Source organism: Streptomyces sp. NPDC104761 (assembly GCF_055583445.1).
This window is the reverse complement of record NZ_JBVJNZ010000009.1, coordinates 289,769-316,598: the sequence shown is the minus strand read 5'-3', so window position 1 is coordinate 316,598 and position 26,830 is coordinate 289,769. Positions and strand designations below refer to the sequence as shown.

The window sequence follows — 26,830 nt, the reverse complement described above, 5'->3', positions numbered from 1 at the left end:
TACGCGTCCGTCAAAGCGCGCGGAACAGTCCCTCCTGGACGACCGACACCAGCAGCCGTCCTTCGAGGTCGTAGACCCGCCCGCGGGCCAGGCCGAGGCCGCCCGTGGCGATGGGGGACTCCTGCTCGTACAGGAACCACTCGTCGGCGCGGAACGGCCGGTGGAACCACATGGCGTGGTCCAGCGAGGCGATGTCGAAGTTCCGCGGCCCCCAGAGCGGTTCGACGGGGACCCGGACCGCGTCCAGGAGCGTCATGTCGCTGGCGTAGGTCAGCGCGCAGGTGTGCACCAGCGGATCGTCGCCCAGCGGACCGACCGCGCGCATCCACACGGCGCTGCGCGGCTCGGCGCCGGTTATCTCCTCGGGGTGCCAGCGCAGCCGGTCGACGTAGCGGATGTCGAAGGGCTGACGGCGCGCCATCCGCTCCAGCTGCTCGGGCAGCTCGCCCAGATGCTTGCGGATCTCCTCCGCGAGCGTCGGCAGCGACTCCGGGTGCGGCACCTCGCGGAACTGCGGCAGCTGGTGCTCGAAAGCTCCCACCTCAGGCTTGTGGAAGGAGGCGGTCAGATTGAAGATCGTGCGGCCCTGCTGCACGGCGGTGACCCGGCGCGTCGTGAACGACCGCCCGTCCCGGACCCGTTCGACCTGGTACACGATCGGCACGCCGGGCCGGCCAGGGCGCAGGAAGTACGCGTGCAGCGAGTGCACCGGACGGTCGCCCTCCACGGTGCGGCTGGCGGCGACCAGCGCCTGTCCCGCCACCTGGCCGCCGAAGACCCGCTGGAGGGACTCCTGCGGGCTGCGGCCACGGAAGATGTTGACCTCGATCTGCTCCAGGTCGAGCAGGTCGACCAGTCTCTCGGCCGGGTTGGTCATCGGCTGGATTCTCCTGTGCTGGGACGTGTGCGCGGGCCTGTGCCCGCAGCTGTGCGCGAACCTGTTCCGGAGCTCTTGCTCAGAGCTGGCCGACATCGGTGACGCGGACGACCGCGCGGCCCTCGGCGTCGGAGGCCGCCAGGTCGATCTCCGCGCTGATGCCCCAGTCGTGGTCGTCGTTCGGGTCGTCGAAGATCTGCCGGACCCGCCACAGCCCGTTCTTCGGCTCCTCCTGGATCACGAGCAGCTTGGGACCGCGGGCGTCGGGGCCGGTGCCCAGGTCCTCGTACTCGTCCCAGTACTTGTCCATCGCCTCGCCCCAGGCATCGGCGTCCCAGCCGGAGTCCGCGTCCATCTCGCCCAGTTCGTCGACCTGGTCGAGGGCGGCGAGCTCCACCCGCCGGAACATCGCGTTGCGCACCAGGACCCGGAAGGCGCGCGCGTTGGCGGTGACCGGCTTGACCTCGTCGGCCTTCTCCTGGGCCTCCTCGGCGGTCATCTCCTCGGGATTGGCGAGCTGCTCCCACTCGTCCAGCAGGCTGGAGTCGACCTGGCGGACCATCTCGCCCAGCCACTCGATCAGGTCCTGCAGGTCGTCGGACTTCAGGTCGTCCGGGATGTTGTGGTCGAGGGCCTTGTAGGCGCTCGCGAGGTAGCGGAGCACGATGCCCTCGGTGCGGGCCAGTTCGTAGAGCGACACCAACTCGGTGAAGGTCAGCGCCCGTTCGTACATGTCCCGGATGACCGACTTCGGCGACAGCGGATGGTCGCCGACCCACGGGTGGCTCTTGCGGTACGTGTTGTAGGCGTGGAAGAGGAGCTCTTCCAGGGGCTTCGGGTAGGTGATGTCCTGGAGGCGCTCCATGCGCTCTTCGTACTCGACACCGTCCGCCTTCATGGCGGCCACGGCCTCGCCCTTCGCCTTGTTCATCTGGGCGGCCAGGATCTGGCGCGGGTCGTCCAGGGTGGACTCGACCACGGACACCATGTCGAGGGCGTAGGACGGCGATTCGGGGTCGAGGAGTTCGAACGCGGCCAGGGCGAAGGTCGACAGCGGCTGGTTGAGCGCGAAGTCCTGCTGGAGGTCGACCGTGAGGCGGACGATACGGCCGGTGGCGTCGGGCTCGTCGAGCTTCTCGACGATGCCGCCGTCGAGCAGCGAGCGGTAGATGGCGATCGCCCGGCGGATGTGCCGCAGTTGCTGCTTGCGCGGCTCGTGGTTGTCCTCCAGAAGGTGGCGCATCGCATCGAAGGCGTTGCCCGGCCGGGCGATCACCGACAGCAGCATCGTGTGCGTCACCCGGAACCGCGACGTCAGCGGCTCCGGCTCGGACGCGATCAGCTTCTCGAAGGTGTTATCGGTCCAGCCGACGAAGCCCTCCGGCGCCTTCTTGCGCACCACCTTGCGCCGCTTCTTCGGGTCGTCGCCCGCCTTGGCAAGGGCCTTCTCGTTCTCGATGACGTGCTCGGGCGCCTGCGCGACCACGAGCCCGGCGGTGTCGAAGCCGGCCCGGCCCGCGCGGCCGGCGATCTGGTGGAACTCACGGGCGCGCAGGGTGCGCACCCGGTTGCCGTCGTACTTGGTGAGGGCGGTGAACAGCACCGTGCGGATGGGCACGTTGACACCCACGCCCAGGGTGTCGGTGCCGCAGATCACCTTCAGCAGACCGGCCTGGGCGAGCTTCTCCACCAGGCGCCGGTACTTGGGGAGCATGCCCGCATGGTGCACGCCGATGCCGTGCCGGACGTACCGGGAGAGGTTCTGGCCGAACTTGGTGGTGAAGCGGAAGTTGCCGATCAGCTCGGCGATCTGCTCCTTCTCCTCCTTCGAGCACATGTTGATGCTCATCAGCGCCTGCGCCCGCTCCACCGCCTGGGCCTGCGTGAAGTGCACGATGTACACCGGCGCCTGCCTGCTCTCCAGGAGCTCGGTGAGCGTCTCGGTCATCGGGGTGAGCTGGTACTCGTAGGAGAGCGGCACCGGGCGGGTCGCCGAGCGGACCACCGCGGTGGGCCGGCCGGTGCGGCGGGTGAGGTCCTTCTCGAAGAAGGAGACGTCGCCGAGGGTGGCCGACATGAGGATGAACTGCGCCTGGGGCAGTTCGAGGAGCGGGATCTGCCAGGCCCAGCCGCGGTCGCCCTCGGCGTAGAAGTGGAACTCGTCCATGACGACCTGGCCGACGTCCGCCTGCTTGCCGTCGCGCAGTGCGATGGAGGCGAGGACCTCGGCGGTGCAGCAGATGACCGGAGCGTCGGAGTTCACGGAGGCGTCGCCGGTGAGCATGCCGACGTTCTCGGTGCCGAAGAGCTTGCACAGCTCGAAGAACTTCTCCGACACGAGCGCCTTGATCGGCGCCGTGTAGAAGGTGACCTCGTCCCGGGCCAGCGCGGCGAAGTGCGCGCCCGCGGCGATCATGCTCTTCCCGGAGCCGGTCGGCGTCGACACGATCACGTTCGCCCCGGAGACCGCCTCGATCAGCGCCTCCTCCTGGTGGGGGTAGAGCGTGAGACCGCGCTCCTGCGCCCAGGCCTCGAAGGCTTCGTACAGGGCGTCGGGGTCGGCGGTCGGCGGCAGCTGATCGATGAGGGTCACGCCCCCATCTTGCCTGGCCCACCCGCCCAGGGGGGAATCGGCTTCGAGCACGAAGATCATGGCCGCTACGCTGTGTCGCCGACGGAGCGTCATCGCACCCGGTCAACTGGACAGCGGCATACGAGGAATGGGGCGGGCAACGGCCATGATGGGACCAGCACACTCACTGTCGGGGGCGGCCGCCTGGCTCGGCGTAGGAGCCGCGGCGGCGGCGACCGGGCACACGATGCCCTGGCCGGTGCTGCTGGTGGGAGCGCTGATCTGTGCCGGGGCCGCGCTCGCCCCGGACCTCGACCACAAGGCGGCGACCATCTCGCGTGCCTTCGGACCGCTGTCGCGCTGGGTCTGCGAGATCGTCGACAAGCTGTCCTACGCCGTCTACAAGGCGACCCGGAAGCAGGGCGACCCGCGCCGTTCCGGCGGCCACCGCACCCTGACGCACACCTGGCTGTGGGCGGTGCTGATCGGCGGGGGCTGTTCGGCGGCGGCGATCCTCGGCGGCCGCTGGGCGGTGCTGGCGATCCTCTTCGCGCACATGGTGCTGGCGATCGAGGGCCTGCTGTGGCGGGCGGCGCGCGGCTCCAGCAGCGACATCCTGGTGTGGCTGCTGGCCGCGACCAGCGCCTGGATCCTGGCCGGCACCCTGGACAAGCCGGGCAACGGCTCGGCCTGGCTGTTCACCCAGCCCGGCCAGGAGTACCTGTGGCTGGGGCTGCCGGTGGTGCTGGGGGCGCTGGTGCACGACATCGGGGACGCACTGACCGTCTCCGGCTGCCCGATCCTGTGGCCCATCCCGATCGGCCGCAAGCGCTGGTACCCGCTGGGCCCGCCGAAGATCATGCGGTTCCGCGCGGGCAGCTGGGTGGAGCTGAAGGTGCTCATGCCGCTTTTCATGGTGCTCGGCGGCATAGGCTGCGCGGCCGCCTTGAACGTGATCTGAACCGGCGGCCGCGGTCGGCCTTCGGGGGTCTGGAGTGCCTTCGAAGGCCACGAGGGTCAGCGAGGGGGTTTCCTTCGAGGGGTTTTCGAGGGTCAGCCCGCCGTCCCCGAGCCGCCCCCGTAGCGGCGCTCGAACGCGGCGACGCGACCCTCCGTGTCCACCGTGCGGGCCTTCCCGGTGTAGAAGGGGTGGCTCTCGGACGAGATCTCCACGTCGACCACCGGGTAGGTCTGGCCGTCGTCCCATTCGATGGTCTGGTCGCTGGTCGCGGTGGACCGGGTCAGGAAGGCGTACCCGGCGGCGCGGTCGCGGAAGACCACGGGGTGGTAGTCGGGGTGCTTGTCCTGCTGCATGGCGGCTCCTCGAAGGAGGGGGCGGTAGGGCCGGGGCGGCCGGGCTCAGCCGTAGGCGGTGTCCTCGTCGACGATGTGCATGGCGGCCTCCTCCGCGGAGGCCCCGGCGCCGTCGATGCCGATGTCGGTCGCGACGAGGCCGCTCTCGTCGTCCTCGTGTGCCCCCTCGTTCGGGGCCACGAGCCGGCCGGAGCGCAGGTCGCCGACCTCGTTGTCCAGGAGTTCGCCGTCGCTGCCCTGGCAGTCGCCGATGCCGTCGCCGTCGGGGGCGGCCGGTTCGGGCAGCTCCTCGGCGAGCCGCTGCTCCAGCGTCTCGCCCTGGTGGCGCTCCGCCGCGGTCACCCCGGTGTGTTCCACCGCCCACGGCCGCTCGGGCGGGGACCAGCCACGGTCCAGGGGATCACTGACGCCGTCGGACTCCAGCGTGTCCTCCACGTCGAGCAGCCCCGTGTCCTCACGGATCTCGGATCCGTCGGGCTGGTAGACGTCGTCCCCCCATCCGTCGGCGGTGGTCACGGCTACCTCCAGGGAGTGAGGACGCGGTCCGTACGGCGGGCCGCCGGCATTCCGGCCAGGGGGCGCGTGCGCCGAGAACCTGACGGTTCGCGGCCGGCCCCCGAACCGGTGCCGCTCTCCAGCCTTCCACCCCTGCTCGCACCCGCGCAACGGCACGCGGGCGCGGCGGGCGCAACCAGCGCATTCGGACCGGTCGTCCAGGGAGAGCGCACCGACCTGTGCGAGGCGCGCATTCGATTTGCCGCACTATGTGATGTATGCGTCGGCTGGGCGGCGCCGACGGCCTGTCCGCCATCACCTCGGTCGGCCGGCGGGGAGACCGACGGCTGTGGTCCGGGGGCGGCGGGTACCCGACGGCCTTCGCCGGGTAAGAACGTGCCGGAGCCACGAGGGAAGGGGCGGACGTATGAGGCGGGTGCTGCGGCCGGGTGCCCGGTGCGCCCGGCTGCGTTTCGACGGCTGGATCGCGGGCCTCGGCACCGCCTCCGGCACCCGCGTCGTGCTCGGCCACTGGCCCCGGTCGCCGTTCGGCCCGTTCAGCGACGTGATGCTGGAACGAGGTGACGGGGAACGGCTGCTGCTCGCTCCGACCCGGCGGACGGCGGAATTCGTCAGCGGCACCTACGGTTTCGACGCGGTGCACGTCGTACCGGTCGACGTCGCCGTGCGCGCCGACACCTGGACCGTCACGGCCGGACCGCTCCGCCTGCGCTTCACCACCGGGCGCCGCACGCTCCTCGGCCACCTGCTGCGCGCGGTCCCCGGCCCGCTCGCCGGCCGTCCGGCGTGGTCCGCGATCACGGACGGGGCCGCCCGCGTGCTGGTGCCCGGCGTGCGGACCCGCGGTACCGCGGGCAGGGGCCGCAGGGAGTGGTACGGCGCGCGGGACCTGCTCGCGATCCGTGAACTGTCGGGCACCTACGACGGTGCGGACCTGGGCGCGCTCACCCCGGTCGAACCTCCTGTGCGGTTCGGGTTCGGCTCGGTCCCGCGCCGCCCCGCGCTCACCCGGGTCACCACGACGGTCGAGGTCGAGTGCTCCCTTCCCCTCGCCGGGGCGTCCGGGGTGGCGGCGTTTCGCGGGCCGCCCGGGTCACACGGTGCGGTCCGAGAGGACCGCTCCGGCCCGTCGTAGTGCCTCATCGTGGCCGAAGAGCCCGGGGAGTCCTCCGGTGTGGACGAAGACGGTGCGCTCACCCGGGCGGATGTCCCCCTCGCGCACCGCCGCGACGAGACCGGCCATGGCCCGCCCGGTGTAGACGGGATCCAGGACGAGCCCCTCGGTCCTGGCGGCGAGCAGGACCGCCTCGGCCACCGGCTCGGTGAGGCTCGAGTAACCGGCCCCGACCTGGTCGAGCCGCAGCCGTGGCCGCCGCGGGGCGGGGGAGGGCGCGTACAGCTCCGTCAGGAGCAGGCCGAGCGTGTGCTCAGGATCCGCCACGGCCCCGCAGTGCACCCCCAGGACGCGGTCCTCGCCCAGGGCACGCACCAGCCCGGCCATCGTGCCACCGCTGCCCAGCGCGACCACGGCGGTGGCGAGGTCGGGAGCCTGCGCGAGGAGCTCGTGGCCGCCGTCGACGTAGCCGAGGGCGCCGAGGGGACTCGATCCGCCGAAGGGGATGAGCGCCGGAGCCGCGTTCCCCTCGCGCAGCTCCGCGACGACACGGTCGAGGACGGCGGCGAGTCCGGCTCCGTCGACCGCGCCGGCCCACACGATCCGGGCGCCGAGGAGGCCGTCGAGTGCCAGGTTGCCCGCGGCCGTGCCGGTGGGCTCGCCCGCGAGGACGAGCACCACGTCCATGCCGAGCCGGGCCCCGGCCGCCGCGGTGAGGCGGGCGTGGTTGCTCTGCGGGGCCCCGCTGGTGACCAGGGTGCGCGCGCCCTCGGCGAGGGCCTGTCCGCAGGTCCACTCGAGCTTGCGGACCTTGTTCCCGCCGCCGCCGAGCCCGATCAGGTCGTCCCGCTTGATCCACAGGTCGTCCGGCCCCAGTCCCAGTGCCTGCGCGAGCCGCGGGGCGGGTTCGAGCGGTGTCGGCCAGGAGGCCAGGGTGACCTTGCGGTGCTCCTCGCGCGTCGTGCCCATCCGACAACCCCTTCGTCTCCGTGCCCGCGTGCCGGTCCCGGTGCACCCCATGCTCTCGCGGGGAAGCGCCTCGTCCGGCACGGGCCTTGCGCCGCCTGGTCCGGCGTCAGCCTCGCGCCGCCCGCGGGAGCCCCGCAGGCCCGTCAGCCGTGCCAGGACCGCCACAGCGCAGCGTAGGCGCCGTCGGCCGCCACCAGCGCGTCGTGGCTGCCGAGTTCGCTGATCCGGCCGTTCTCGACCACGGCGATGACGTCCGCGTCGTGGGCGGTGTGCAGCCGGTGCGCGATGGCGACCACCGTCCGGCCGTCCAGGACCCGGGCCAGGGACCGCTCCAGGTGGCGGGCCGCACGCGGGTCCAGGAGCGAGGTCGCCTCGTCCAGGACCAGCGTGTGCGGGTCGGCCAGTACCAGCCGGGCCAGCGCGATCTGCTGGGCCTGCGCCGGGGTCAGGCCGAGCCCGCCGGAGCCGACCTCGGTGTCCAGGCCCTCCTCCAGGGCCCGTGCCCAGCCGTCCGCGTCGACCGCCCCGAGCGCCGCCCACAGCTCGGCGTCCGCCGCGTCGGTCCGGGCGAGCAGCAGGTTGTCGCGCAGGGAGCCCACGAAGACGTGGTGCTCCTGGTTGACGAGGGCGACATGGGAACGGACCCGCTCGGCGGTCATCCGGGAGAGTTCCGCGCCGCCCAGGGTGATCCGGCCGTCCCGGGGCGCGTAGATCCCGGCGAGCAGCCGGCCGAGCGTGGACTTGCCGGCGCCGGAGGGGCCGACCAGGGCCAGCCGGGTGCCGGGCGCCACCTCCAGGGAGACCTGGCGCAGCACGTCGACGCCCTGGAGGTAGCCGAAGCGGACCGCGTCCGCGTGCACCTCCCGGCCGGCCGGGGCCAGCGCCGCGTCCCCGGCGTCCGGTTCGATGTCCCGGACGCCGACCAGCCGGGCCAGCGACACCTGGGCCACCTGGACCTCGTCGTACCAGCGCAGGATCAGGTTCACCGGCTCGACGAGCATCTGGGCGATGAGCGCGCCCGTGGTCAGCTGGCCGACGTCGATCCAGCCCTTGAGGACGAAGACACCGCCGATCATCAGCACCGAGCCGAGGACCGTGGTGTGGGTGGCGTTGACGGCCGGGAACAGCACCGACCGCAGCCACAGGGTGTAGCGCTCCCACGCCGTCCACTCCTTGACCCGGCGCTCGGACAGGGCGATGCGGCGGGCGGCGAGCCGGTGCGCCTCGATGGTGTGCCCGGCGTCCACGGACTCCGCGAGGGCGGCGGCCACGGACGCGTACCCGGCGGCCTCGGAGCGGTAGCCGGAGGGCGCCCGCCGGAAGTACCAGCGGCAGACGACCACCAGGAGCGGCAGGGCGAGCAGCACGGTGGCCGCCAGCGGCGGAGCCGTCACCACGAGCCCGCCGATCAGCAGCACGACCCAGACCACGCCGATCGACAGCTGCGGCACCGCCTCCCGCATGGCGTTGGCGAGGCGGTCGATGTCCGTGGTGATCCGGGACAGCAGGTCGCCCGTGCCCGCCCGCTCCAGCACGCCCGGCGGCAGCCCGACCGACCGGACCAGGAAGTCCTCGCGCAGATCGGCCAGCATCCGCTCGCCGAGCACGGCTCCCCGCAGCCGTACCTCCCGCACGAAGACGGACTGGACGGCGAGCGCGAGCACGAACAGGCCGATGGTCAGGCCCAGATGGAGTTCGCGCGCGCCGTCGGAGACCCGCTCGACGAGCCCGCCCAGCAGGTAGGGGCCGGCCATGGAGGCGACCACGGCCACCGTGTTGACCGCGATGAGGACGGCGAAGGCCCGGCGGTGCCGGCGGAACAGCTCGGCCACGTAGGCACGGACGGTCGCGGTGGCGCCGACGGGCAGGGTGGTGGCCGTCGTCGGGGCCGCCGGGTCGTACGCCGGCGGTGCGACGCCGATCATGCGCTCTCCTCGATCTCTTCCAGCGCCCTGCGGCCTCGCAGCGCGGTCTCGGTCTCGTCCGTCCCGCGGCCTCGCAGCGCGGTCTCGGTCTCGTCCGTCCCGCGGCCTCGCAGCGCGGTTTCGGTCTCGTCCGCCCTGCGGCCTCGCAGCGCGGTTTCGGTCTCGTCCGCCCTGCGGCCTCGCAGCGCGGCTTTCGTCTCGTCCGTCCCGCGGCCTCGCAGCGCACCTTCGGTCTCGCCGGTCCGTGCGCGCAGCGCGGATGCGTTCTCCTCGGGCGCCGCGTCCCGCAGCGCGGCCTCCTCGTCCGTCTCACGTGTCACCACCGCGCGGTACCGGCGGTCGGTGCGCACCAGTTCCCGGTGCACGCCGACCGCCGCGACCTCGCCCTCGTGGACGAGGACCACCCGGTCGGCCCGGTCGAGGAGCAGCGGCGAGGACGTGAACACCACGGTCGTACGGCCGGACCGCAGCGCGCGGATGCCCTCGGCGATCCGGGCCTCGGTGTGCGAGTCGACGGCGGAGGTCGGTTCGTCGAGGACGAGCACTCCGGGGTCGGTGATCAGTGACCGGGCCAGCGCGAGCCGCTGGCGCTGCCCGCCGGACAGGGACCGGCCCCGCTCGGTGATCCGGGCGTCCAGCGGGTCGGCGACGTCCAGCGAGCCCTGGACCAGGGCCTCCAGGACGTCACCGCACTGGGCGGCGGCCAGCGCGTCCTCGGCCCGCACGGCTCCGGAGGCCGGCACGTCGAGCAGGTCCCGCAGCGATCCGGAGAGCAGCACCGGGTCCTTGTCCTGTACGAGCACCGCGGTGCGGGCGGCCTCCAGGGACAGTTCGTCGAGCGGTACGCCGCCGAGCAGCACCGAGGTGCCGGCGTCGGCGGGGTGACCGCCGAGCCGTTCGGCGAGGAGTCCGGCCGCGTCGGGGTCGCCGCAGACCACGGCGGTCAGCCGGCCGGCGGGGGCGAGCAGGCCGGTGGCCGGGTCGTACAGGTCGCCCTCCGGCACCGTGTCCGCCCGTGAGCCGCCCGTGTCCGTGGCCCGTTCCAGGGAGAGCACCCGAGCCGCCCGCTTCGCCGACGGGCGGGAGAACGAGTAGGCCATGGCGATCTCGGTGAAGTGCTGCAACGGGTAGTTGAGGATCATCACCGCGCTGTAGACGGTGACCAGTTCGCCGACGGTGACGCGGCCCTGCCGGGCCAGGTGGACGCCGTGCCAGACGACCGCGATCAGCAGCAGCCCGGGCAGCAGCACCTGGATCGCGGAGATCAACGACCACATCCGGGCGCTGCGCACGGCGGCGTGCCGTACCTCCTGGGAGGCGCGGCGGTAGCGGTCGAGGAAGAGGTCCTCGCCGCCGATGCCGCGCAGCACGCGCAGTCCCGCGACGGTGTCGGAGGCCAGCTCGGTGGCCCGGCCGGCCTTGGTGCGCTGGAGGTCGGCGCGCCGGGTGGCCCGGGGCAGCAGCGGCAGCACGGACAGCGCCACCAGGGGCAGCCCGGCGGCCACGACCCAGCCGAGGGCAGGCTGGTAGAAGACCAGGGCGACGCCGACCACGACGACCGTCAGCGCGGCGGCGGTGAAGCGTGAGACCGCCTCCACGAACCAGCCGATCTTCTCCACGTCGCCGGTGGAGACGGCCACCACCTCACCGGCCGCCACCCGGCGGGTCAGCGCGGAGCCCAGCAGGGCGGCCTTGCGGGTGAGCAGTTGCTGGACCCGGGCCGCCGCGGTGATCCAGTTGGTGACGGCGGACCGGTGCAGGAAGGTGTCGCCGACGGCGATCGCCGCGCCGCACAGCACCAGCAGACCGCCCGTCAGGGCCAGCCGGGTGCCGGAGCGGTCGACCACGGCCTGGACGGCGAGGCCCACGCAGAACGGGAGCGCGGAGACGGACACGAAGTGCAGCAGCCCCCAGGCCAGTGCCTTGAGCTGACCGCCCAGCTGATTCCGTCCCAGCCACCACAGGAACCGGGGGCCCGAACGCGCGTCCGGCACGCCGGGATCGGAATACGGAAGATCTTGAATCTGCATGGCGTCCCAGCGGTTCGGGTCGGGGGGAGGTGGCGACAAGCCGTGAAAGGTTCGCCTCGGAGCGTGGTCGAAATCAAACGGTTTTCCGCGCCGACCGCGCCGACCGGCGCAATCCACTGCCTTCAGGTCAGGGCTTGCCAGCCCGAACGCGCTGAATGACATGAAATTCAATTAATTGACCGATATCTGATGCCAGGATGGCCGGGTGCAGATCAAGAGTGTCCGGCGGACGGCCGTCACGGCGGCGGCGGTGATCGGGGCCGTCCTGGTGACCCTGAGCGCCTGCGAAGCGTCACCGGGCGGCGGCGCGAAGAACGGTCTGCCGGGGCCGCACGTCGGGGCTCCGGGAGTTCCGCCGGCCGCGTCGGCCCCACCGGCCCCGCGGGCCGCCGCGGCGGACCCGGACTGGCAGCAGCCTGACCGGTCCGTGCCGGTCGGGGATCCGGGCCGGCTGCCGGGAGTCGGCGGGCTGCTGCAGGCGGAGATCCCCGCGGACACCCGCCAGGTCGTCGCCGTGTACGGCGAGGGCGCGGACTCGGCCGACTCCACGGTCGTGCTGTACACCCGGCGGGACCGAGGCTGGCAACCGGCGGGCAGCTGGCCCGCCCACAACGGGCGGTCCGGCTGGACCACCGACCACCACGCGGGTGACGGACGCAGCCCGGTCGGCGTCTTCACCGTCACCGACGCCGGCGGAGTGCTCCCGAACCCGGGCACCCGGCTCTCCTACGCGCAGGGCCGGGACCTCTACACACCCCCGCACTCCTGGAGCCGGGCCTACCGGCACGACTTCGACTACGTCATCGCCATCGACTACAACCGCCTGCGGGGCACACCGCCGCACGACACCACGCGCCCCCTGGGCGCCGCCCGCGGCGGCGCCATCTGGCTGCACCTCGACCACGGCAGCGGCACCTCTGCCTGCATCGGCCTGCCCAGGGAGGCCATGGCGTACCTGCTGCGCACCCTCGACCCGGCCCGCGATCCCGTCGTGGTGATGGGGGACCGGCCGGCCCTGCTGTCCTGAGCGGGTCCGGTGCGGTCCGTGGTCCGGCTGTGGTCACTGGCCGTCCGGGACGGCCTCGCTCCCGGCCGCGCCCGTCGTGCCGTCGGCGTGCGTGTCCAGCACGTCCACGTCGTCCGCCCGGACGTAGGCGAGCCGGTGACCGAACTGGATCTCGTAGTACCGCTGCTGACCCACCACCACGGGCTGGGGTGTGGCGGAGATGGTTGACCGTTCGACGTAGGAGCCGCCCAGCTCGGACTGTGTCACGTACCGCTGGCCCGCCCGAAGGGTGTACGGCAGCGGAGTGTCGTCCTCCTCCTCCATCCCGTCCGGATAGGCCTCCTGCTCCGGCAGGGCCCGCCCGAACACCGGGATCTCGTCCAGGCCCTCCTTCGGCGTCACCATGCGGCCGCTCGCACCGACGGCCGTCGGGTGCACCGCGGGGTTCTTGAACCACGCCTTGTTGCCCTGGTACCAGATCGCCGTCCACTCGCCCCTGCGGTCGGCCACGGCGAAGGTCTGGCCTGTGGAGACCCGCGACCCCAGGTCGCTCACGTCCTCCGTGGACGGGTCGCCGTCCGGCCTGCGGCCCGGGTCCTGGATCAGCGGAGCCTTCTCGTCCGGCCGGGTGTACAGGCGCACGGCGCTGGAGCCGTGCGGCAGGCACCGCTTGCCCTCGCCCTCGCACCCCGTGTACCGCGGTTTGTGGGTGGCGTAGTCCGGCAGGATCATCACCATGGGACTGTCCGGTCCGGCCGTGGCCTTCAACGGTGCGCCGAGGAGGTCGAAGTAGTGCCGCCAGTCCCAGAACGGCCCGGGGTCCTCGTGCATGTCGGGGATGCTGTCGCCGGTCGGGGACGGCACGTTGTCGTGGCCGAAGATGTGCTGCCGGTCCATCGGGACGTCGTACTTCTTGGCCAGGTAGCGCACCAGGCGGGCCGAGGACCGGTACATCTGCTCCGTGTACCAGGTGCCGGGGTGGGCGAGGAACCCCTCGTGCTCGACGCCGATCGAGCGGGCGTTCACGAACTGGTTGCCGGAGTGCCAGGCCTCGTCCTTGGTCCTGACGTGCTGGGTGATGTGGCCGTCACTGGAGCGGATGGAGTAGTGCCAGGACGCCTCGGTCGGGTCCTGCACGGTCTTGAACATGTTCGGCAGCGTCGACTCGGTGTCGTGGATGACGATGTACTCGATCCGCTGGTCCCGGGGCCGGTCGGCGAGGTCGTGGTTGCCGTAGTCGCCGTCCTCGTCGATCTCCTCGTAGGGGGCGGCGAGCCAGTCGCAGGCCAGGTCGGCCGGGCACTCGACCTCCTTCGGCCGCTTGGGGGCCTGCGGGCCGGGGTGCGGGCTGACGCCGGGGGTGGCGGGGAGGTCGACCTTCTGGCCCTCGGCGGTGGTCCGGTGCGCGCCCCGGCGGATCAGCCCGAAGACGTCGTTGGCGTACGTCCTCGCCGACGTGATGTCACGGGTACCGGGGAAACGTTCCACCGCCTGCCACCAGTCCTCCGGGTCGGTGCTGAGCGGCTTGCCCAGGTGCCGTTGGGTGGCGGCCAGCAGCGCCGCGCCGCCGCGTACGTTGGCGACGGCGTCCGTCCGCAGCTGTTTGGCGGGGACCTTGATCAGCCGTGCGGCGCGTTCCAGGTCGGCGGGTCGCACGGCGTGGCCGCCCGCGGCGAACGCCGTTCCGGTGAGCGGGTCGGCCTTGCCGCCGTCCGCCTCCGGCGGGCCCGGCGCGGGTGACCGGTCCGGGGTGCGGACCAGGGTGTTGTCCACCAGGTGCATCGGGCCGTAGCCCCCCGCGATGCTCGGGGCGCCCGGGTGGGTGTCCCAGCGTGACTGCATGTAGGACACGCCCATGAGCACGCTGCGCGGTACGTGGAACTCGCGCGAGGCGTTCGTGAAGGCGTTCTGCAGACTCTGCTCCTCCGAGTCGTCGGTACCGGACGCCGGGAGGATCAGCAGCGGTGGCAGCAGCGCGGCCGTCGCGATCAGGCAGGCCGTCAGGGTGCACGTCCGGAGGGCACTGGGCACATGTTCGGCGACAGTTCTTCTCATACCAGAGGGTCTCCAACCGCTTGCTGAGGGTCTCCAAGCACGCTCGTCGCAACCAGGGCAAGGGGGTTGCCCTTCACGTCACCCCTCGTACGTTTCCGTGCCCGGCGCGACACGGCGCGCCGAGCGTCGACCGGGTGGCCCAGCGCTCCGGCAGAGGCCACCCGGTCGGCGGGCAACGGCCCGTCGGCCGCGGCCGGCCACGCGCCGCGCGGCTCAGTCCTCGACGGGGTCCACCTGCCAGTCGGGATGCCCCGGCATCGGCGGGGTGTGGGGCCCGTACAGCCAAGGCGTCAGAAACGGCGTCAGATCCTCGCCCGCGACCTGGGAAGCGAGCGCGACGAAGTCCTTCGTTCCGGCCGCGCGCCCCCGGAACCGGGTCACCCAGGTGCGTTCGATCCGGTCGAACGTCGCGTCACCGACCTTCTCCCGCAGGGCATACAGCACCAGCGCCGAGCCGTCGTAGCGCATCACCTTGAACAGCGTCGGCTCCGTGGGCTCCGCCGGGGCGCCGTCGTCGTGGCGCCACTGGTCGTGCTGCTCGTAGGCCGCCCGCATGGCGTCCTCCATGCTGACGCCGCCGTGCTCGGCGGAGTACAGCCGTTCGTAGAAACGGGCGTGACCCTCGCTCAGCCACAGGTCGGACCAGCGTCTGACGGCGACGCTGTCGCCCGTCCAATGGTGTGTCAGCTCGTGCACGAGATTGCGTTCGGCATCGACGCGGTCGCCCAGCAGGTCGTCCTTCGGGACGAGGGACAGCGACTGCGTCTCCAGCGCCACCGGCAGGTCGGTGTCGCCGACGAGGACGCCGTAGCGGCTGAACGGGTACGGGCCGAGGTGCTGTTCCAGCCAGGCGAGGTGCTGCGGCGTGAGCGAGCGTTCGGCCTCGGTGTCCGTGACCAGGTCGTCCGGCACCACGTCCCGCACGGCCGGCCCGCCCTGCCCCCGGCCGGCGACGAACGTGAACTTCCCGATCGCCACCTGGATCAGCTGTGCCGCGATGGGCTCCTCGGAGTCGTACGTCCACTGGACCCGCCCGCCGGGCTGCCGGACGCGTTCGACGAGCCGGCCGTTGGCCACCGCGCTGAGATCCGGCGGGGTGGTGATCCGGAACGTCATGGGGGCCCGCAGGCTGGGATGGTCGTCGGCCGGGAAGACCATCTTGGCGCCGTCCGGCTGAGCGCAGATCACCGTGCCGTCGGGGGTGGGCACCCAGCCGTACGTGCGGATCGCGTCGCTCCGCTGCCGTCGCTGGTTCGGGTCGGCCGTGTAGTCGACGCGGACGGTGAACGTCCTGCCGCGCGGGATCGGCCGCGCGGGCGTGACGACGAGTTCGTCGCCGTCGCGCACGGCGCCGGCCGGCGCGCCGTCCACGGTGACCCGGTGCAGCGTGTTGCCCGCGAAGTCCAGGTCGAAGCGGGACAGGGCCTGGGTGGCGGTGGCGCTGATGGTGGTACCGGCCGGGAACGGCGTCCCGGGGGCCCGCCAGTCGAGGTCGAGCGTGTAACGGCGGACCGTGTAGCCGCCGTTGCCGTCCAGCGGCATGAGCGGGTCGCCGATGCCGGGTGCGCCGGGAGCGGGGGCGGCGCCGGACGACGCAGCCGAGGCGCCGGGGGCGGCGGAGCCGTGGCCCCGGTGCGGGGCACCGCCCGAACAACCGGTGCCGGTGAGCGCTACGGCGCCGGTGAGGGCGAGGACGGTGCGCAGGGCGCGAGCGGTCGTGATCTTCATGGCAGCACTGTGGCAGCGTCATCCGCTTATAGCACCATTTGCGGCCGTGGTGTGCGGCCGCCCGGCCGGGGTGGCCGAACGGCCCGTTGTCCACCGGTCCCGCCGTTGCGGGCGGTGGCCAACTCCCCGTAGAACACCGGCCATGAGACGACGGATCGTCATGTCCATGCTCGCGGGGGCGACTCTCCTGGCGAGCGCGCTCCTCGGCACGGGAGCGCCTGCCGCCCGTGCCGCCGACGTCCCGGCCGAGTTCGGCACCGACTGGCACGACCCGGTGACCGCGGCCCCGCCGGTCTCCGTGCCCAAGGGCGCCAAGTCCTGCCAAGTCATTCTGGCCGAGGCCCAGTTCCGCGACTTCACGCCGTACCGGGGAACGTACACGCCCCCGCGGGACTGCGGCGGCGGCTGGAGCAAGGTCGTGCTGCGGCTGGACGGCAAGGTGAAGGGCCGTCAGTACGACCGCCTGGGCTACCTGCACGTCGGCGGGGTCGAGGTGCTGCGCACCTCCACCCCCGAGCCCTCGCCGGACGGCATCCAGTGGCACGTGGAGAAGGACGTCACCCGCTACAGCGACATTTTCCGCTCCGCACAGGACGTCGAGATGCTCGTCGGCAACGTCGTGGACGACACCTACACCGGCGTCATCGACGTCAGGGCCACCCTCACCTTCTACGCGGGACGTCCCGAAGCCTCGGTACCCGACAGGGTGCTCACCCTGGCCGGCGACGGCACCACCCTCACCACCCCGCGCAACAGCGAACGCATCGTCGCCGAGGTGTACGCCACCGGGTCCGGCGGCGGCTGCGAGGAGTTCTGGTACCTGACCGTGGCCGACCCGGCGCCGTACTCCTGCAAGGCGGACAAGGGCCCCTACCGGGAGGTGCAGATCAAGGTCGACGGCCGGTTGGCGGGCATCGCCGCGCCGTTCCCGAACGTGTGGACCGGCGGCTGGTCCAACCCGTTCCTCTGGTATGTCGTGCCGGGCCCGCGCGCCTTCGACGTCAAGCCGATCGAGTACGACCTGACGCCGTTCGCGGGGATCCTCGACGACGGCCGCCCGCACCAGATCGAGGTCTCCGTCGCAGGAGTCCCCGAGGGGCAGGAGGGCTGGAGCGCCCCCGTGAACGTGCTGGTCTGGCAGGACGCGCACCGGGCCCGGGTCACCGGCGGGCTCACCGGGGCCACGGCTTCCGATCCCGTCAACTCCTCCGTCTACACCCCGGGTGCGGGGGAGTACCGGGTCGGCACCGACGCCGGGCACCGCCTCACCGTCTCCGGATACGTCGACACCTCGCACGGCCGGGTGACCACCACCGTCAGCCGCACGCTGGCCAACACCTCCGTGCACCGCTGGAACGACGGCGAGACGACGGACGCCCTCGACGCCACCTGGACGGACGACCAGAGCGTCACGGTCCGGGCGGGCGGTGCGCCCCGGACAACCCGCACCGACCGGACGTACACCATGAACGGCGCCACCACCATCGGCACCGACGACCGGCTGCGCACCGAACTCACCCTCGGCGACCGGGCGGCGGTCCGGCGGTCCGGCGGCGGCTGGTCACGGCTCGACGACACCTACACCGGGGACGCGACGTACACCCTGGACGTGGCGCGCGACCAGCGGCACGCGGTCGGCACGTCGAGCGAGCGCTACCGGCTGTACGGCCCGGACGGCTGCTACGACCGCTCGCTGGCCACCGAACAGGGGGTGCTGACGGTCGACCGCAGCCGCTGCTGAGCGACGCGGGCCGAGTTGTGTGCGACGCGTCACCCGGCACGTTGTTTACACGGCTGTGACACCGCGGTCTCCCACGGGATCAGGAACCCCTCCAGAGTGATCGACACGGAAACCGCTTTCCGCATCGCAGAAGTCCCGCTCGGCTTCGGCGAGTCGATCCCCCACAGGAGTGCCCGTGCCGCTGTCCCCACCGTCCCTGCCGCGCCGCGTCGTACGCCAACTGAGGACCTCCCTCTTCGCGCAGGTCGCCTGCGCGCTCGTGCTCGGCATCGTCGTCGGGCGGCTGTGGCCGGGGTTCGCCTCGGACCTCCAGCCGCTCGGCGACGGTTTCACCCGGCTCATCAAGACGGTCATCTCGCCGCTGGTGTTCTGCGTGGTCGTCGTCGGCATCGCCAAGGCCGGTGACCTCAGGGCCTTCGGGCGGATCGGGCTCAAGGCGCTGATCTGGTTCGAGGTGGCCAGTACGCTGGCGCTGGTCATCGGACTCGTCGCCGCCAACGTCGTCCGGCCAGGCGCCGGGATGCACGTCGATCCGGCCACGCTGAGCGCCACGGCGGTCGACGCCAAGACGGGCGGCGGCTCGCTGCCCACGACGACCGAGTTCGTCCTCGACGCCCTGCCGACCAGTTTCATAGGCGCCTTCGCCGAGAACTCCCTGCTGCAGGTGCTCGTGCTGGCCTGCCTGGTGGGCGCGGCGCTGCTCCACCTCGGGCGGACCAGGGTGCCGCAGGTGCTGCCCGCCGTCGAACAGGCCCAGGAGATCGTCTTCGCCGTCGTCGGCTTCGTGATGCGTCTCGCCCCGGTCGCCGTCTTCGGCGCGACGGCCGTCCTGATCGGCCAGTACGGCCTCGGTGTCATCGAGACCTACGCCAAGCTGATCGTCCTGTGCTACGCGGCCGCCGCGCTCTTCGTCGCCCTGCTCGCCCTCGCCCTGAAGCTTCTCACCGGGCTCAGCCTCTGGCGGTTCGTCCGCCACATCCGCGAGGAACTGCTGCTCGCACTTGGCACCGCCTCCACGGAGTCCGTGCTGCCGCGCGTGATGCAGAAGCTCCGCGGGGCGGGCGCCCGGGACGACGCGGTCGGGCTGGTGCTGCCCACCGGCTACTCCTTCAACCTCGACGGTGCCTCGCTCTACCTCTCCATCGGCACCCTGTTCATCGCCCAGGCGGTGGGCGTCGACCTGAGCCTCGGTCAGCAGATCACCGTGGTCCTGGTGCTGATGCTCACCAGCAAGGGCATGGCGGGCATCCCCGGCTCGGCCTTCCTCGCGCTGTCCGCGACCGCCTCCTCGCTCGGGGCCGTTCCGGCCGGTGCCGTCGCCCTGCTGCTCGGCGTCGACCGCATCATGGACTCGATGCGCGTCGTCACCAACCTGCTCGGCAACTGCGTGGCCGTCTTCGCGGTCTCCCGCTGGGAGGGCGCCCTGGACGTGGACCGGGCGAAGCGGGTGCTGGGCGCAGAGGCCGAGGCCGTGACGGAGGAGCCGGCCGGGGAACTGGTGTCCGAGGGCTGAGACGGTGCGCCGAAGCGGCTCCCCTCACCGGCGGGGAGCCGCTTCGGCGTGCCTCAGCAGTGCTTCGCCGCCACCGGACCGTCGACCAGTGTGTCCAGGAGTCCGGCCAGCATCTCCCGCTGCTCCGGCGAGAGCGGAGCCAGGATCTCCGCGGCCGCCGAGCGCCGCGCCGCCCGCAGTTCGCGCAGGGTCTCGTGCCCCTCGTCCGTGATCTCGATCCGGGTCACCCGGCGGTTCGTCGGATCCGGCACCCGGCACACCTTGCCGCTCGCCTCCAGACCGTCGACCAGTGTCGTCACCGCACGCGGCACCACCTCCAGGCGCTCGGCGAGGTCGGCCATGCGCGGGGGCGCCTCGTAGTGCGCGAGGGTGCGCAGCAGCCGAGACTGGGCGGGGGTGACGCCCAGATCGCGCGCCGCCAGATGGCGCTTCTGGATCCGCCACACCCTGCGGGTGAGGCGCAGCAACTGCTCGGCGAGCGGGCCGTCGGGGTCGGGGGTGCTCATGCGGGAATAATAACAGGACATTGTTCATTGTGAGCGTAGGTAACAGTGAGCTATGCTCCGTGAGTCCGTACACACCACACCCATCCGTAGGAGCCATGCCCCGAGACGAGATCAACTGGACCCCCGACGGCACCTCGGCCGGTCAACCCCGACAGGTGCGCCGCATCCTCAAGCTCTTCCGCCCCTACCGCGGCCGGCTCACGGTCGTCGGCCTGCTGGTCGGCGCCGCCTCGCTGGTCTCGGTCGCCACCCCCTTTCTTCTGAAGGCGACGCTCGACACCGCGATCCCGCAGGGCCGCACCGGACTGCTCAGCCTGCTCGCGCTGGGCATGATCCTCAGCGCCGTCCTCACCAGCGTCTTCGGCGTCCTGCAGACGCTGATATCCACCACCGTCGGCCAGCGCGTCATGCACGACCTGCGCACCGCCGTCTACGGCCGGCTGCAGCGCATGTCGCTCGCCTTCTTCACCCGCACCCGCACCGGCGAGGTGCAGTCCCGCATCGCCAACGACATCGGCGGCATGCAGGCCACCGTCACCTCGACGGCCACCTCCCTGGTCTCCAACCTGACCAGCGTCGTCGCCACCATCGTCGCGATGATCGCCCTCGACTGGCGGCTCACCATCGTCTCGATGGTCCTGCTCCCGCTCTTCGTGTGGATCAGCCGCAGGGTCGGCAACGAGCGCAAGAAGATCACCACGCAGCGCCAGAAGCAGATGGCGGCGATGGCGGCCACGGTCACCGAGTCGCTCTCCGTCAGCGGCATCCTGCTCGGCCGGACCATGGGCCGCGCCGACTCGCTCACCGCCTCCTTCGCCGAGGAGTCCGAGCAACTGGTCGACCTGGAGGTCCGGTCGAACATGGCGGGGCGCTGGCGGATGGCCGTGATCACCATCGTGATGGCCGCGATGCCCGCCGTCATCTACTGGACCGCCGGCATGGCGCTCCAGCTGGGCGGCCCGCAGATCTCGCTCGGCACCATCGTCGCGTTCGTCTCGCTCCAGCAGGGCCTGTTCCGCCCCGCCGTGAGCCTGCTGGCGACCGGCGTCCAGATCCAGACCTCCCTCGCCCTGTTCCAGCGCATCTTCGAGTACCTCGACCTGCCCATCGACATCACCGAGCGCGACGAGCCGGTCCACCTGGACCAGGTGAAGGGCGAGGTGCGCTTCGAGCGGGTCGAGTTCCGGTACGACGACAAGGGCGGCCCGGTCCTCGACGGCATCGACATCACCGTCCCGGCCGGCAACAGCCTCGCCGTCGTCGGCCCCACCGGCGCCGGCAAGTCCACGCTGGGCTATCTGGTGCCCCGGCTCTACGACGTCACCGGCGGGCGCGTCACCCTGGACGGCGTCGACGTCCGCGACCTCGACTTCGACACCCTCGCCCGCGCGGTCGGCGTCGTCTCCCAGGAGACGTACCTCTTCCACGCCTCGGTCGCCGACAACCTGCGCTTCGCCAAGCCGGACGCCACCGACGAGGAACTGCACGCGGCCGCGCGCGCCGCCCAGATACACGGCCACATCGCCGCGCTGCCCGACGGCTACGACACCGTTGTCGGCGAACGCGGGCACCGCTTCTCGGGCGGCGAGAAGCAGCGGCTGGCCATCGCTCGCACCATCCTGCGCGACCCGCCGGTCCTGATCCTGGACGAGGCGACCAGCGCCCTGGACACCCGTACCGAACACGCGGTCCAGGACGCGATCGACGCCCTCTCCGCCAACCGGACGACCATCACCATCGCCCACCGGCTCTCCACGATCCAGGGCGCCGACCAGATCGTCGTCCTCGACTCCGGACGGGTGGCCGAACGCGGCACGCACGAGGAACTGCTGGAACTCGACGGCCGCTACGCGTCGCTGGTACGCCGGGACGCCCGGCTGGAGACGGCGGGGGAACAGCCGGCACCGGAGCAGCCCGGAACGGGCGAGGCGGCCCAGCGGGAGGCGGCCCTGCGACCGGTCCGCAGGCGGGGCGACCGGGGACGCAGGCACGCGACACCGCCGGCGAGCTGAAGCCGGCGGATGGCACCGGCCGGCCGTGGCCGTCCCCGCCCCGTCGGTTGCCGCACGTCGGCCGGCCCACCTCGGCCGGCCCACCTCGGCCGACTCACCCCGGTCGGCCCACCTCGGCCGACTCACCTCGGCCGACTCACCTCGGTCGGCCCACCTCGGCCGACTCACCTCGGCCGACTCACCTCGGTCGGCCCACCTCGGCCGGCCCACCTCGGCCGGCCCACCTCGGTCGGCCCACCTCGGCCGGCCCACCCTCGGTCGGGCCGCCGGAGCCGACACATCGCGGCCGACAAACTGAAGATATGCCGGGTTTGTAGCGTTCTGCGAGCTAACGTGCCCGCATGCAGATGAACACTCCGTCACGGACCCCGCGCCGGCGGACGCCCGGCGGCCGTGGCGCCTCGACGCGCGGCAAGTCGGTCCGGCTGACCCGCCGGGGAAGGCTCGCCCTCGTCGTGGCCGGCGCCGTCGTGGCCGGTGCCGCCGTGGCGGTGCCCCTGCTGTCCCTGACCGGCGCCACGGCCGGACCCACCACCCTGGTCATCCCGGAGGGCTGGCGGGCGTCCCAGGTCTACGACGCCGTCGACAAGGCCCTCGCCCTGCCGGCCGGAAGCACCAGGAACTCCGTCGGATCCGCGGGCCTGAAACTCCCCGGCGAGGCCGGAGGCAACCCGGAGGGCTATCTCTTCCCGGCCACCTATGCCCTGGACAAGGACGCGACCCCGCAGTCGGTGCTGCGGTCCATGGTCGACACCGCCAACCAGCGGTTCGGCTGGGCCCCCGTCGCGGCCGGCGCGCAGCGCGACGCGATGAACGTCTACCAGGCGGTGACCATCGCCAGCATCGTCCAGGCCGAGGCCGCCGACAAGACCGACATGGGAAAGGTGGCGCGCGTCGTCCTCAACCGGCTGCAGCGGGGCATGCCCCTCCAGATGGACTCCACCCTCAACTACGCCCTCAACCGCAGCACCCTCAACACCACGGTGAACGACACCCGTGTCGAGAACCCGTACAACTCCTACCAGCGCATGGGCCTGCCGCCCACCCCGATCGACAACCCGGGCACGGACGCGATGCGCGCCGCGCTCAACCCGCCGCCGGGCAACTGGCTGTACTTCGTCACGGTCAAACCGGGGGACACGCGGTTCACCGCCGACTTCGCCGAACACCAGCGCAACGTCGCCGACTTCAACGCGGAACAGAAGGCGAGGACCCAGCGCTCGCCGCAGGTCTCGCTGCCGCCGCGGTGAGCGGCCGGTCCGTCACGCGGCGACCGGTTCGCCGGCCAGTAGCCGCCTGATGTCCCGTACGGCCCCGCGCCCCGCGCGGTTGGCGCCGATGGTGCTGGCGGACGGGCCGTAGCCGACGAGGTGGACGCGCGGGTCGGCGACCGCGCGGGTCCCCTCGACCCTGATCCCGCCGCCCGGCTCGCGCAGCCGCAGCGGGGTCAGATGATCAAGGGCCGCCCGGAAACCGGTGGCCCAGAGGATGACGTCCGCCTCGACGTGCCGTCCGTCGTGCCACGCCACACCGTCGGGCGTGACGCGGTCGAACATCGGCTGCCGGTCCAGGACCCCGTCCTTCAGGCCCTGCCGGATCGCGTCGTTGAGCGGAAGCCCGGTGACCGAGACCACGCTCCGCGGCGGCAGCCCCTGCCGTACCCGCTCCTCCACCAGCGCCACCGCCGCGCGGCCCGCGCCCTCGTCGAACGGGCCCTCGCGGAAGACCGGCGGGCGCCGGGTGACCCAGGTCGTGGCGGCCGCGTACGGGGCGAGTTCCAGCAGGTGCTGGGTGCCGGAGGCGCCGCCGCCGACGACCACGACCCGTTTCCCGGCGAACTCCTCGGGCCCGGCGTACTGCGCGGTGTGCAACTGCCGTCCGCGGAAGGTCTCCTGGCCCGGATAGCGCGGCCAGAACGGCCGGTCCCAGGTGCCGGTGGCGTTGACCAGCGCGCGCGCCGACCAGTCGCCGTGGTCGGTCTCGACGAGCAGCCGCCCGCCCCCGCCCTCGCGCACCGCGCGGACGTCGACCGGCCGGTGCACCCGCAGACCGAAGGTGCGCTCGTAGTCCGCGAAGTACTCCCCGATGACCTCGGCGGACGGCCGCGCCGGGTCCGCCCCGGTCAGCTCCATGCCCGGGAGCGCGTGCATCCCGTGCACCTTGCCGTAGGTCAGGGACGGCCACCGGAACTGCCAGGCGCCGCCGGGCGCGGGGGAGTGGTCGAGCACGACGAAGTCGCGGTCCGGCGCGAAACCGGTGCGCCGCAGGTGATAGGCGCTGGACAGACCCGCCTGACCAGCGCCGATGACGACTACCTCGACCTCTTCGGCCGCACGCGCATTGTTCACGCTTCTACCAACAGCGGAGACGGCCGTGGATCTTCCCGGCCCGGCCGCTGCGCCGGCCCCCACGGATGGGACAGGATGGGGGCATGTCGGATGCCTTCACCACACGAGAGCTCGACGTCGCCACCGGGAGCCGGGAGCGGGTCGTCGACCTGACCGGCGACTGCGAGGAATTCCTCCGCGAGGCCGCGGCCGGCCGCGACGGACTGCTGAACATCTTCGTCCCGCACGCGACGGCCGGCATCGCGGTCCTGGAGACCGGTGCCGGCAGCGACGACGACCTGCTGGCCGCCCTGCATACCCTGCTGCCGGCCGACGACCGCTGGCAGCACCGGCACGGCAGCCCCGGACACGGCCGCGACCACGTCGTGCCGGCGCTCGTCTCCCCCCACGCGACCCTCCCGGTGATCGACGGCCGCCTGGCGCTCGGTACCTGGCAGTCGGTATGCCTGGTCGACACCAACATCTCCAATCCCAACCGCAAGGTGCGACTGAGCTTCCTGGGCTGAGCAAGATCATCCTGGGTGTGGCCGTCGAATTTTCCGCCGGCAGTGTCGGCAGAGGGCACGATCCGCCGGGGCCGGTTCCTGAAGGAGCCGGTCCCCGGCGGGGGTTCACTGTGTCACAGGGTTACGGCAGGGGCGGGTACGCGTTCTGCATGAGCTGCTGGAACTGAGCGGAGAACCAGTGCCCGGCCAGTGGCGCGCCGGGTAGGGCGCCGGTGGGGTTGTTGCCGTTGCGGGCGTTGCCGCCGTAGGTGGGGTCGCACATACGATCGAAACCCTTGCCCTCGTCGTTGGAGACGGCTGAGCTGGAGCCGTCGGACTCCCCCGGAGGCTTGACCCAGACGTAGGCGTCGACTCCGGCGGCCGGGGCCGCGGTGGGACGCTCTCCGAGTCCGGCGCCGCTCTGGTTGCACCAGTTGCCGACGTGGATGCGCCGGTCGACGCGGCTGCCGTTGACGTAGTCGTCGACGGAGGTCGTCGGGCCGGGGCCGGTCGGCCGCGCGGAGCCGCCCCAGCCGTCGCGGGAGGTGTCGATCAGCATGCCGATGCCGGAGTTGAACCCGGCCGCGACGAGCTTGTCCCGCAGCCCGAGCGCGAACGACTGCTCGTCGACGTACTGGTTCCAGTCGACCCACTTCGACTGGCGCACGGTCTGCCCGTTGACCGTGTCGGTGACCTTGAAGTTGGGTTCCTTGACCGGGCTGTAGTTGGCGGTGTTGACGATGAACCCGGCCACGTCGTTCACGCTCGCGCCGTTGGTCGTGGCGACCTTGGCGAACTCCTGCACGGCCGGGCCGAGGTTGCTGTCCCAGCCGAGCCAGCCGTGGTGGCCGGCGTCGATGTAGTTGTACACGTTCGGGACGGCGCCGAGCCTGTCCAGGGCGTAGGAGACGCCCTTCTCGTAGTTGCCGTTGCTCTTCATGGTCACGCAGGCGTCGGTGGTGGTGGCCGTGCCGCCGGCGTTGGTGACCAGGTTGGGCAGTGAGTCGGGTTCGATGACCGTGGCGATCCTCAGGCCCGCGTACTTCGGGTCGGAGATGATCGAGGCGATCGGGTCGATGTACTGGCTCTTGTACTTGTCCAGGTCGTCGGGGCCGAGTTCGCCGTTGGAGGCGAGGGCGGCGCAGTCCCGCCCCGGCAGGTCGTAGATGACCAGCTGCACGACCAGGTCGCCGGAGCCCTTCTGCCTGAGCGCCTCGTCGAGGTGGGCGCGCAAGCCCATGCCGCCGTTGACACCGTTGATCGCGGCGATCCGGTCGAGCCATACGGCGGTGGGCTGGTTGGAGATACGGCTGCCACCCGGCTCGGCGGCGGCCCTGGCCGACCACTCCGGGTTCACGTACACCTTGGCTCCGACGTAGGGGTTGTCGACCCTGCCGTCGGCACCGCCGCCCCCTCCGCCACCGGTGCCACCGCCCGTGCCGCCGCCGTCGTCGACGTTGCAGGTCACGCCGTCGAGGGTGAAGGTGGCCGGGACGGCGTTGGTGCCGCTGTAGGAGCCCTGGAACCCGAAGCTGACCGAACCGCCGTTGGCCAGGGAGCCGTTGTAGCTCTCGTTGGCCGCCGTGACGGCGGTACCGCTCTGGGCGATCTTCGCGTTCCAGCCGCCGGTGATCTGCTGGTTGCCTGCATACGACCACTTCAGCGTCCAACTCGCCTTGGCGGCACCGTTGTTGGTGATCGTGACGGCGGTGGTGAAGCCGGTGTCCCACTGGTTCTGCACCTTGTAGTCCACGGTGCAGGGGACCGAGGCGGTGGCGGCGCCGGCCGGTGAGGTGAGAAGCGCGGTGCCCGACGTGCCGGCGACCAGCGCCAGGGCGGCTACGAGTGACATCCTGGTACGACTCATGGGTGCGTGTTCCTTCTCTTTCGAGGGTGGATCACGGATTGAGGAGGTGCGGGTGGGCGCGCCGCCCCGGTGGAGCGCGCGGTGTGCGCCGGCCGTCCGAGAGCGGTGACGGCCTGAACACCGGGAACCACGGACTACGACGGGCCCAGGTCGCCGAACCGCTTCATGACCTGATCGCTGAAGTGGCTCGACCGCGTCTTCCTTCCGGCCTCTCCGGCTGCGAGTGGCACGGCGCGGAGACCGGAGGGACGA

General features: G+C 72.1%; 20 protein-coding genes. 8 read left to right on the top strand and 12 right to left on the bottom strand.

Annotation, left to right across the window (positions count from 1 at the left end; all coding sequences use genetic code 11):
* Window positions 1-10: 10 nt before the first annotated feature.
* Window positions 11-877 (bottom strand): acyl-CoA thioesterase, encoded by an 867-nt coding sequence (locus ACZ63F_RS25420; RefSeq protein WP_351956081.1) that lies wholly within the window; start codon window positions 875-877, stop codon window positions 11-13.
* Between the two features lie 79 nt (window positions 878-956).
* Window positions 957-3,470, bottom strand: a complete 2,514-nt coding sequence (locus tag ACZ63F_RS25415; protein ID WP_469713902.1) for a DEAD/DEAH box helicase — start codon at window positions 3,468-3,470, stop codon at window positions 957-959.
* Between the two features lie 145 nt (window positions 3,471-3,615).
* Here ACZ63F_RS25415 and ACZ63F_RS25410 point away from each other — a divergent pair, with 145 nt between their 5' ends.
* On the top strand, window positions 3,616-4,410 hold the full coding sequence (locus ACZ63F_RS25410) for a metal-dependent hydrolase (RefSeq protein WP_469713901.1): 795 nt from the start codon (window positions 3,616-3,618) through the stop codon (window positions 4,408-4,410).
* A gap of 92 nt (window positions 4,411-4,502) precedes the next feature.
* Here ACZ63F_RS25410 and ACZ63F_RS25405 read toward each other — a convergent pair whose 3' ends face one another.
* Window positions 4,503-4,763 (bottom strand): type B 50S ribosomal protein L31, encoded by a 261-nt coding sequence (locus tag ACZ63F_RS25405; protein WP_093497627.1) that lies wholly within the window; start codon window positions 4,761-4,763, stop codon window positions 4,503-4,505.
* A gap of 45 nt (window positions 4,764-4,808) precedes the next feature.
* Entirely contained in the window at window positions 4,809-5,279 is a 471-nt protein-coding gene (locus ACZ63F_RS25400; RefSeq protein ID WP_469713900.1) for a DUF5709 domain-containing protein, read from the bottom strand.
* Between the two features lie 406 nt (window positions 5,280-5,685).
* Between ACZ63F_RS25400 and ACZ63F_RS25395 the strand changes: the two genes are divergently transcribed.
* Window positions 5,686-6,414, top strand: coding sequence for a hypothetical protein (locus ACZ63F_RS25395; RefSeq protein WP_469713899.1), 729 nt, complete (start codon window positions 5,686-5,688; stop codon window positions 6,412-6,414).
* Here the strand turns inward: ACZ63F_RS25395 and ACZ63F_RS25390 are convergent.
* The 3 genes from ACZ63F_RS25390 to ACZ63F_RS25380 all read right to left on the bottom strand — a co-directional run bounded on the left by ACZ63F_RS25390 (window position 6,373) and on the right by ACZ63F_RS25380 (window position 11,317).
* Entirely contained in the window at window positions 6,373-7,362 is a 990-nt protein-coding gene (locus ACZ63F_RS25390; protein ID WP_469713898.1) for a D-cysteine desulfhydrase family protein, read from the bottom strand. The two genes, ACZ63F_RS25395 and ACZ63F_RS25390, sit on opposite strands and share 42 nt — an antisense overlap.
* A gap of 143 nt (window positions 7,363-7,505) precedes the next feature.
* Window positions 7,506-9,287 (bottom strand): ABC transporter ATP-binding protein, encoded by a 1,782-nt coding sequence (locus tag ACZ63F_RS25385; RefSeq protein WP_469713897.1) that lies wholly within the window; start codon window positions 9,285-9,287, stop codon window positions 7,506-7,508.
* Window positions 9,284-11,317 (bottom strand): ABC transporter ATP-binding protein, encoded by a 2,034-nt coding sequence (locus ACZ63F_RS25380; RefSeq protein WP_469713990.1) that lies wholly within the window; start codon window positions 11,315-11,317, stop codon window positions 9,284-9,286. The genes ACZ63F_RS25385 and ACZ63F_RS25380 overlap by 4 nt, the downstream gene beginning before the upstream one ends.
* Window positions 11,318-11,522: 205 nt before the next feature.
* Between ACZ63F_RS25380 and ACZ63F_RS25375 the strand changes: the two genes are divergently transcribed.
* A complete protein-coding gene (locus ACZ63F_RS25375; protein WP_469713896.1) occupies window positions 11,523-12,344 on the top strand; it encodes a L,D-transpeptidase family protein in 822 nt (273 codons plus the stop codon).
* A 33-nt stretch (window positions 12,345-12,377) separates the two neighbouring features.
* Here the strand turns inward: ACZ63F_RS25375 and ACZ63F_RS25370 are convergent, their stop codons facing one another.
* Window positions 12,378-14,378: an N-acetylmuramoyl-L-alanine amidase gene (locus ACZ63F_RS25370; RefSeq protein WP_469713895.1), complete on the bottom strand. Its 2,001-nt coding sequence runs from the start codon at window positions 14,376-14,378 to the stop codon at window positions 12,378-12,380.
* A gap of 213 nt (window positions 14,379-14,591) precedes the next feature.
* On the bottom strand, window positions 14,592-16,106 hold the full coding sequence (locus ACZ63F_RS25365; protein WP_469713894.1) for a M1 family metallopeptidase: 1,515 nt from the start codon (window positions 16,104-16,106) through the stop codon (window positions 14,592-14,594).
* 142 nt (window positions 16,107-16,248) lie between these two features.
* On the opposite strand from ACZ63F_RS25365, the gene ACZ63F_RS25360 reads away from it, so the two are divergent.
* Window positions 16,249-17,847, top strand: coding sequence for a peptide-N4-asparagine amidase (locus ACZ63F_RS25360; protein WP_469713893.1), 1,599 nt, complete (start codon window positions 16,249-16,251; stop codon window positions 17,845-17,847).
* A 175-nt stretch (window positions 17,848-18,022) separates the two neighbouring features.
* A complete protein-coding gene (locus ACZ63F_RS25355; protein WP_469713892.1) occupies window positions 18,023-19,360 on the top strand; it encodes a cation:dicarboxylate symporter family transporter in 1,338 nt (445 codons plus the stop codon).
* A 53-nt stretch (window positions 19,361-19,413) separates the two neighbouring features.
* On the opposite strand, the gene ACZ63F_RS25350 is transcribed toward ACZ63F_RS25355, so the two are convergent.
* The gene (locus tag ACZ63F_RS25350; protein ID WP_351956092.1) at window positions 19,414-19,866 is read right to left on the bottom strand and encodes a MarR family winged helix-turn-helix transcriptional regulator; all 453 of its coding nucleotides are present in this window, start codon (window positions 19,864-19,866) and stop codon (window positions 19,414-19,416) included.
* Window positions 19,867-19,961: 95 nt separating this feature from the next.
* Between ACZ63F_RS25350 and ACZ63F_RS25345 the strand changes: the two genes are divergently transcribed.
* Both ACZ63F_RS25345 and mltG read left to right on the top strand, forming a co-directional pair.
* On the top strand, window positions 19,962-21,878 hold the full coding sequence (locus tag ACZ63F_RS25345; protein WP_469713891.1) for an ABC transporter ATP-binding protein: 1,917 nt from the start codon (window positions 19,962-19,964) through the stop codon (window positions 21,876-21,878).
* Between the two features lie 341 nt (window positions 21,879-22,219).
* Entirely contained in the window at window positions 22,220-23,128 is a 909-nt protein-coding gene (mltG, locus tag ACZ63F_RS25340; RefSeq protein WP_469713890.1) for an endolytic transglycosylase MltG, read from the top strand.
* Between the two features lie 12 nt (window positions 23,129-23,140).
* Here the strand turns inward: mltG and ACZ63F_RS25335 are convergent, their stop codons facing one another.
* On the bottom strand, window positions 23,141-24,226 hold the full coding sequence (locus ACZ63F_RS25335) for an NAD(P)-binding domain-containing protein (RefSeq protein ID WP_469713889.1): 1,086 nt from the start codon (window positions 24,224-24,226) through the stop codon (window positions 23,141-23,143).
* An 83-nt stretch (window positions 24,227-24,309) separates the two neighbouring features.
* Here ACZ63F_RS25335 and ACZ63F_RS25330 point away from each other — a divergent pair, with 83 nt between their 5' ends.
* Window positions 24,310-24,732: a secondary thiamine-phosphate synthase enzyme YjbQ gene (locus ACZ63F_RS25330; RefSeq protein WP_469713888.1), complete on the top strand. Its 423-nt coding sequence runs from the start codon at window positions 24,310-24,312 to the stop codon at window positions 24,730-24,732.
* A 121-nt stretch (window positions 24,733-24,853) separates the two neighbouring features.
* On the opposite strand, the gene ACZ63F_RS25325 is transcribed toward ACZ63F_RS25330, so the two are convergent.
* Window positions 24,854-26,578, bottom strand: a complete 1,725-nt coding sequence (locus tag ACZ63F_RS25325; RefSeq protein ID WP_469713887.1) for a glycoside hydrolase family 6 protein — start codon at window positions 26,576-26,578, stop codon at window positions 24,854-24,856.
* Window positions 26,579-26,830 lie beyond the last annotated feature (252 nt).

Coding starts and splice junctions, on each gene's coding strand:
- ACZ63F_RS25350 (WP_351956092.1), bottom strand. CDS start 19,866: ATGAGCACCCCCGACCCCGACGGCCCGCTCGCCGAGCAGTTGCTGCGC.
- ACZ63F_RS25385 (WP_469713897.1), bottom strand. CDS start 9,287: ATGATCGGCGTCGCACCGCCGGCGTACGACCCGGCGGCCCCGACGACG.
- mltG (WP_469713890.1), top strand. CDS start 22,220: ATGCAGATGAACACTCCGTCACGGACCCCGCGCCGGCGGACGCCCGGC.
- ACZ63F_RS25345 (WP_469713891.1), top strand. CDS start 19,962: ATGCCCCGAGACGAGATCAACTGGACCCCCGACGGCACCTCGGCCGGT.
- ACZ63F_RS25405 (WP_093497627.1), bottom strand. CDS start 4,763: ATGCAGCAGGACAAGCACCCCGACTACCACCCCGTGGTCTTCCGCGAC.
- ACZ63F_RS25360 (WP_469713893.1), top strand. CDS start 16,249: ATGAGACGACGGATCGTCATGTCCATGCTCGCGGGGGCGACTCTCCTG.
- ACZ63F_RS25390 (WP_469713898.1), bottom strand. CDS start 7,362: ATGGGCACGACGCGCGAGGAGCACCGCAAGGTCACCCTGGCCTCCTGG.
- ACZ63F_RS25395 (WP_469713899.1), top strand. CDS start 5,686: ATGAGGCGGGTGCTGCGGCCGGGTGCCCGGTGCGCCCGGCTGCGTTTC.
- ACZ63F_RS25325 (WP_469713887.1), bottom strand. CDS start 26,578: ATGAGTCGTACCAGGATGTCACTCGTAGCCGCCCTGGCGCTGGTCGCC.
- ACZ63F_RS25420 (WP_351956081.1), bottom strand. CDS start 877: ATGACCAACCCGGCCGAGAGACTGGTCGACCTGCTCGACCTGGAGCAG.
- ACZ63F_RS25410 (WP_469713901.1), top strand. CDS start 3,616: ATGATGGGACCAGCACACTCACTGTCGGGGGCGGCCGCCTGGCTCGGC.
- ACZ63F_RS25365 (WP_469713894.1), bottom strand. CDS start 16,106: ATGAAGATCACGACCGCTCGCGCCCTGCGCACCGTCCTCGCCCTCACC.
- ACZ63F_RS25380 (WP_469713990.1), bottom strand. CDS start 11,317: ATGCAGATTCAAGATCTTCCGTATTCCGATCCCGGCGTGCCGGACGCG.
- ACZ63F_RS25370 (WP_469713895.1), bottom strand. CDS start 14,378: ATGAGAAGAACTGTCGCCGAACATGTGCCCAGTGCCCTCCGGACGTGC.
- ACZ63F_RS25330 (WP_469713888.1), top strand. CDS start 24,310: ATGTCGGATGCCTTCACCACACGAGAGCTCGACGTCGCCACCGGGAGC.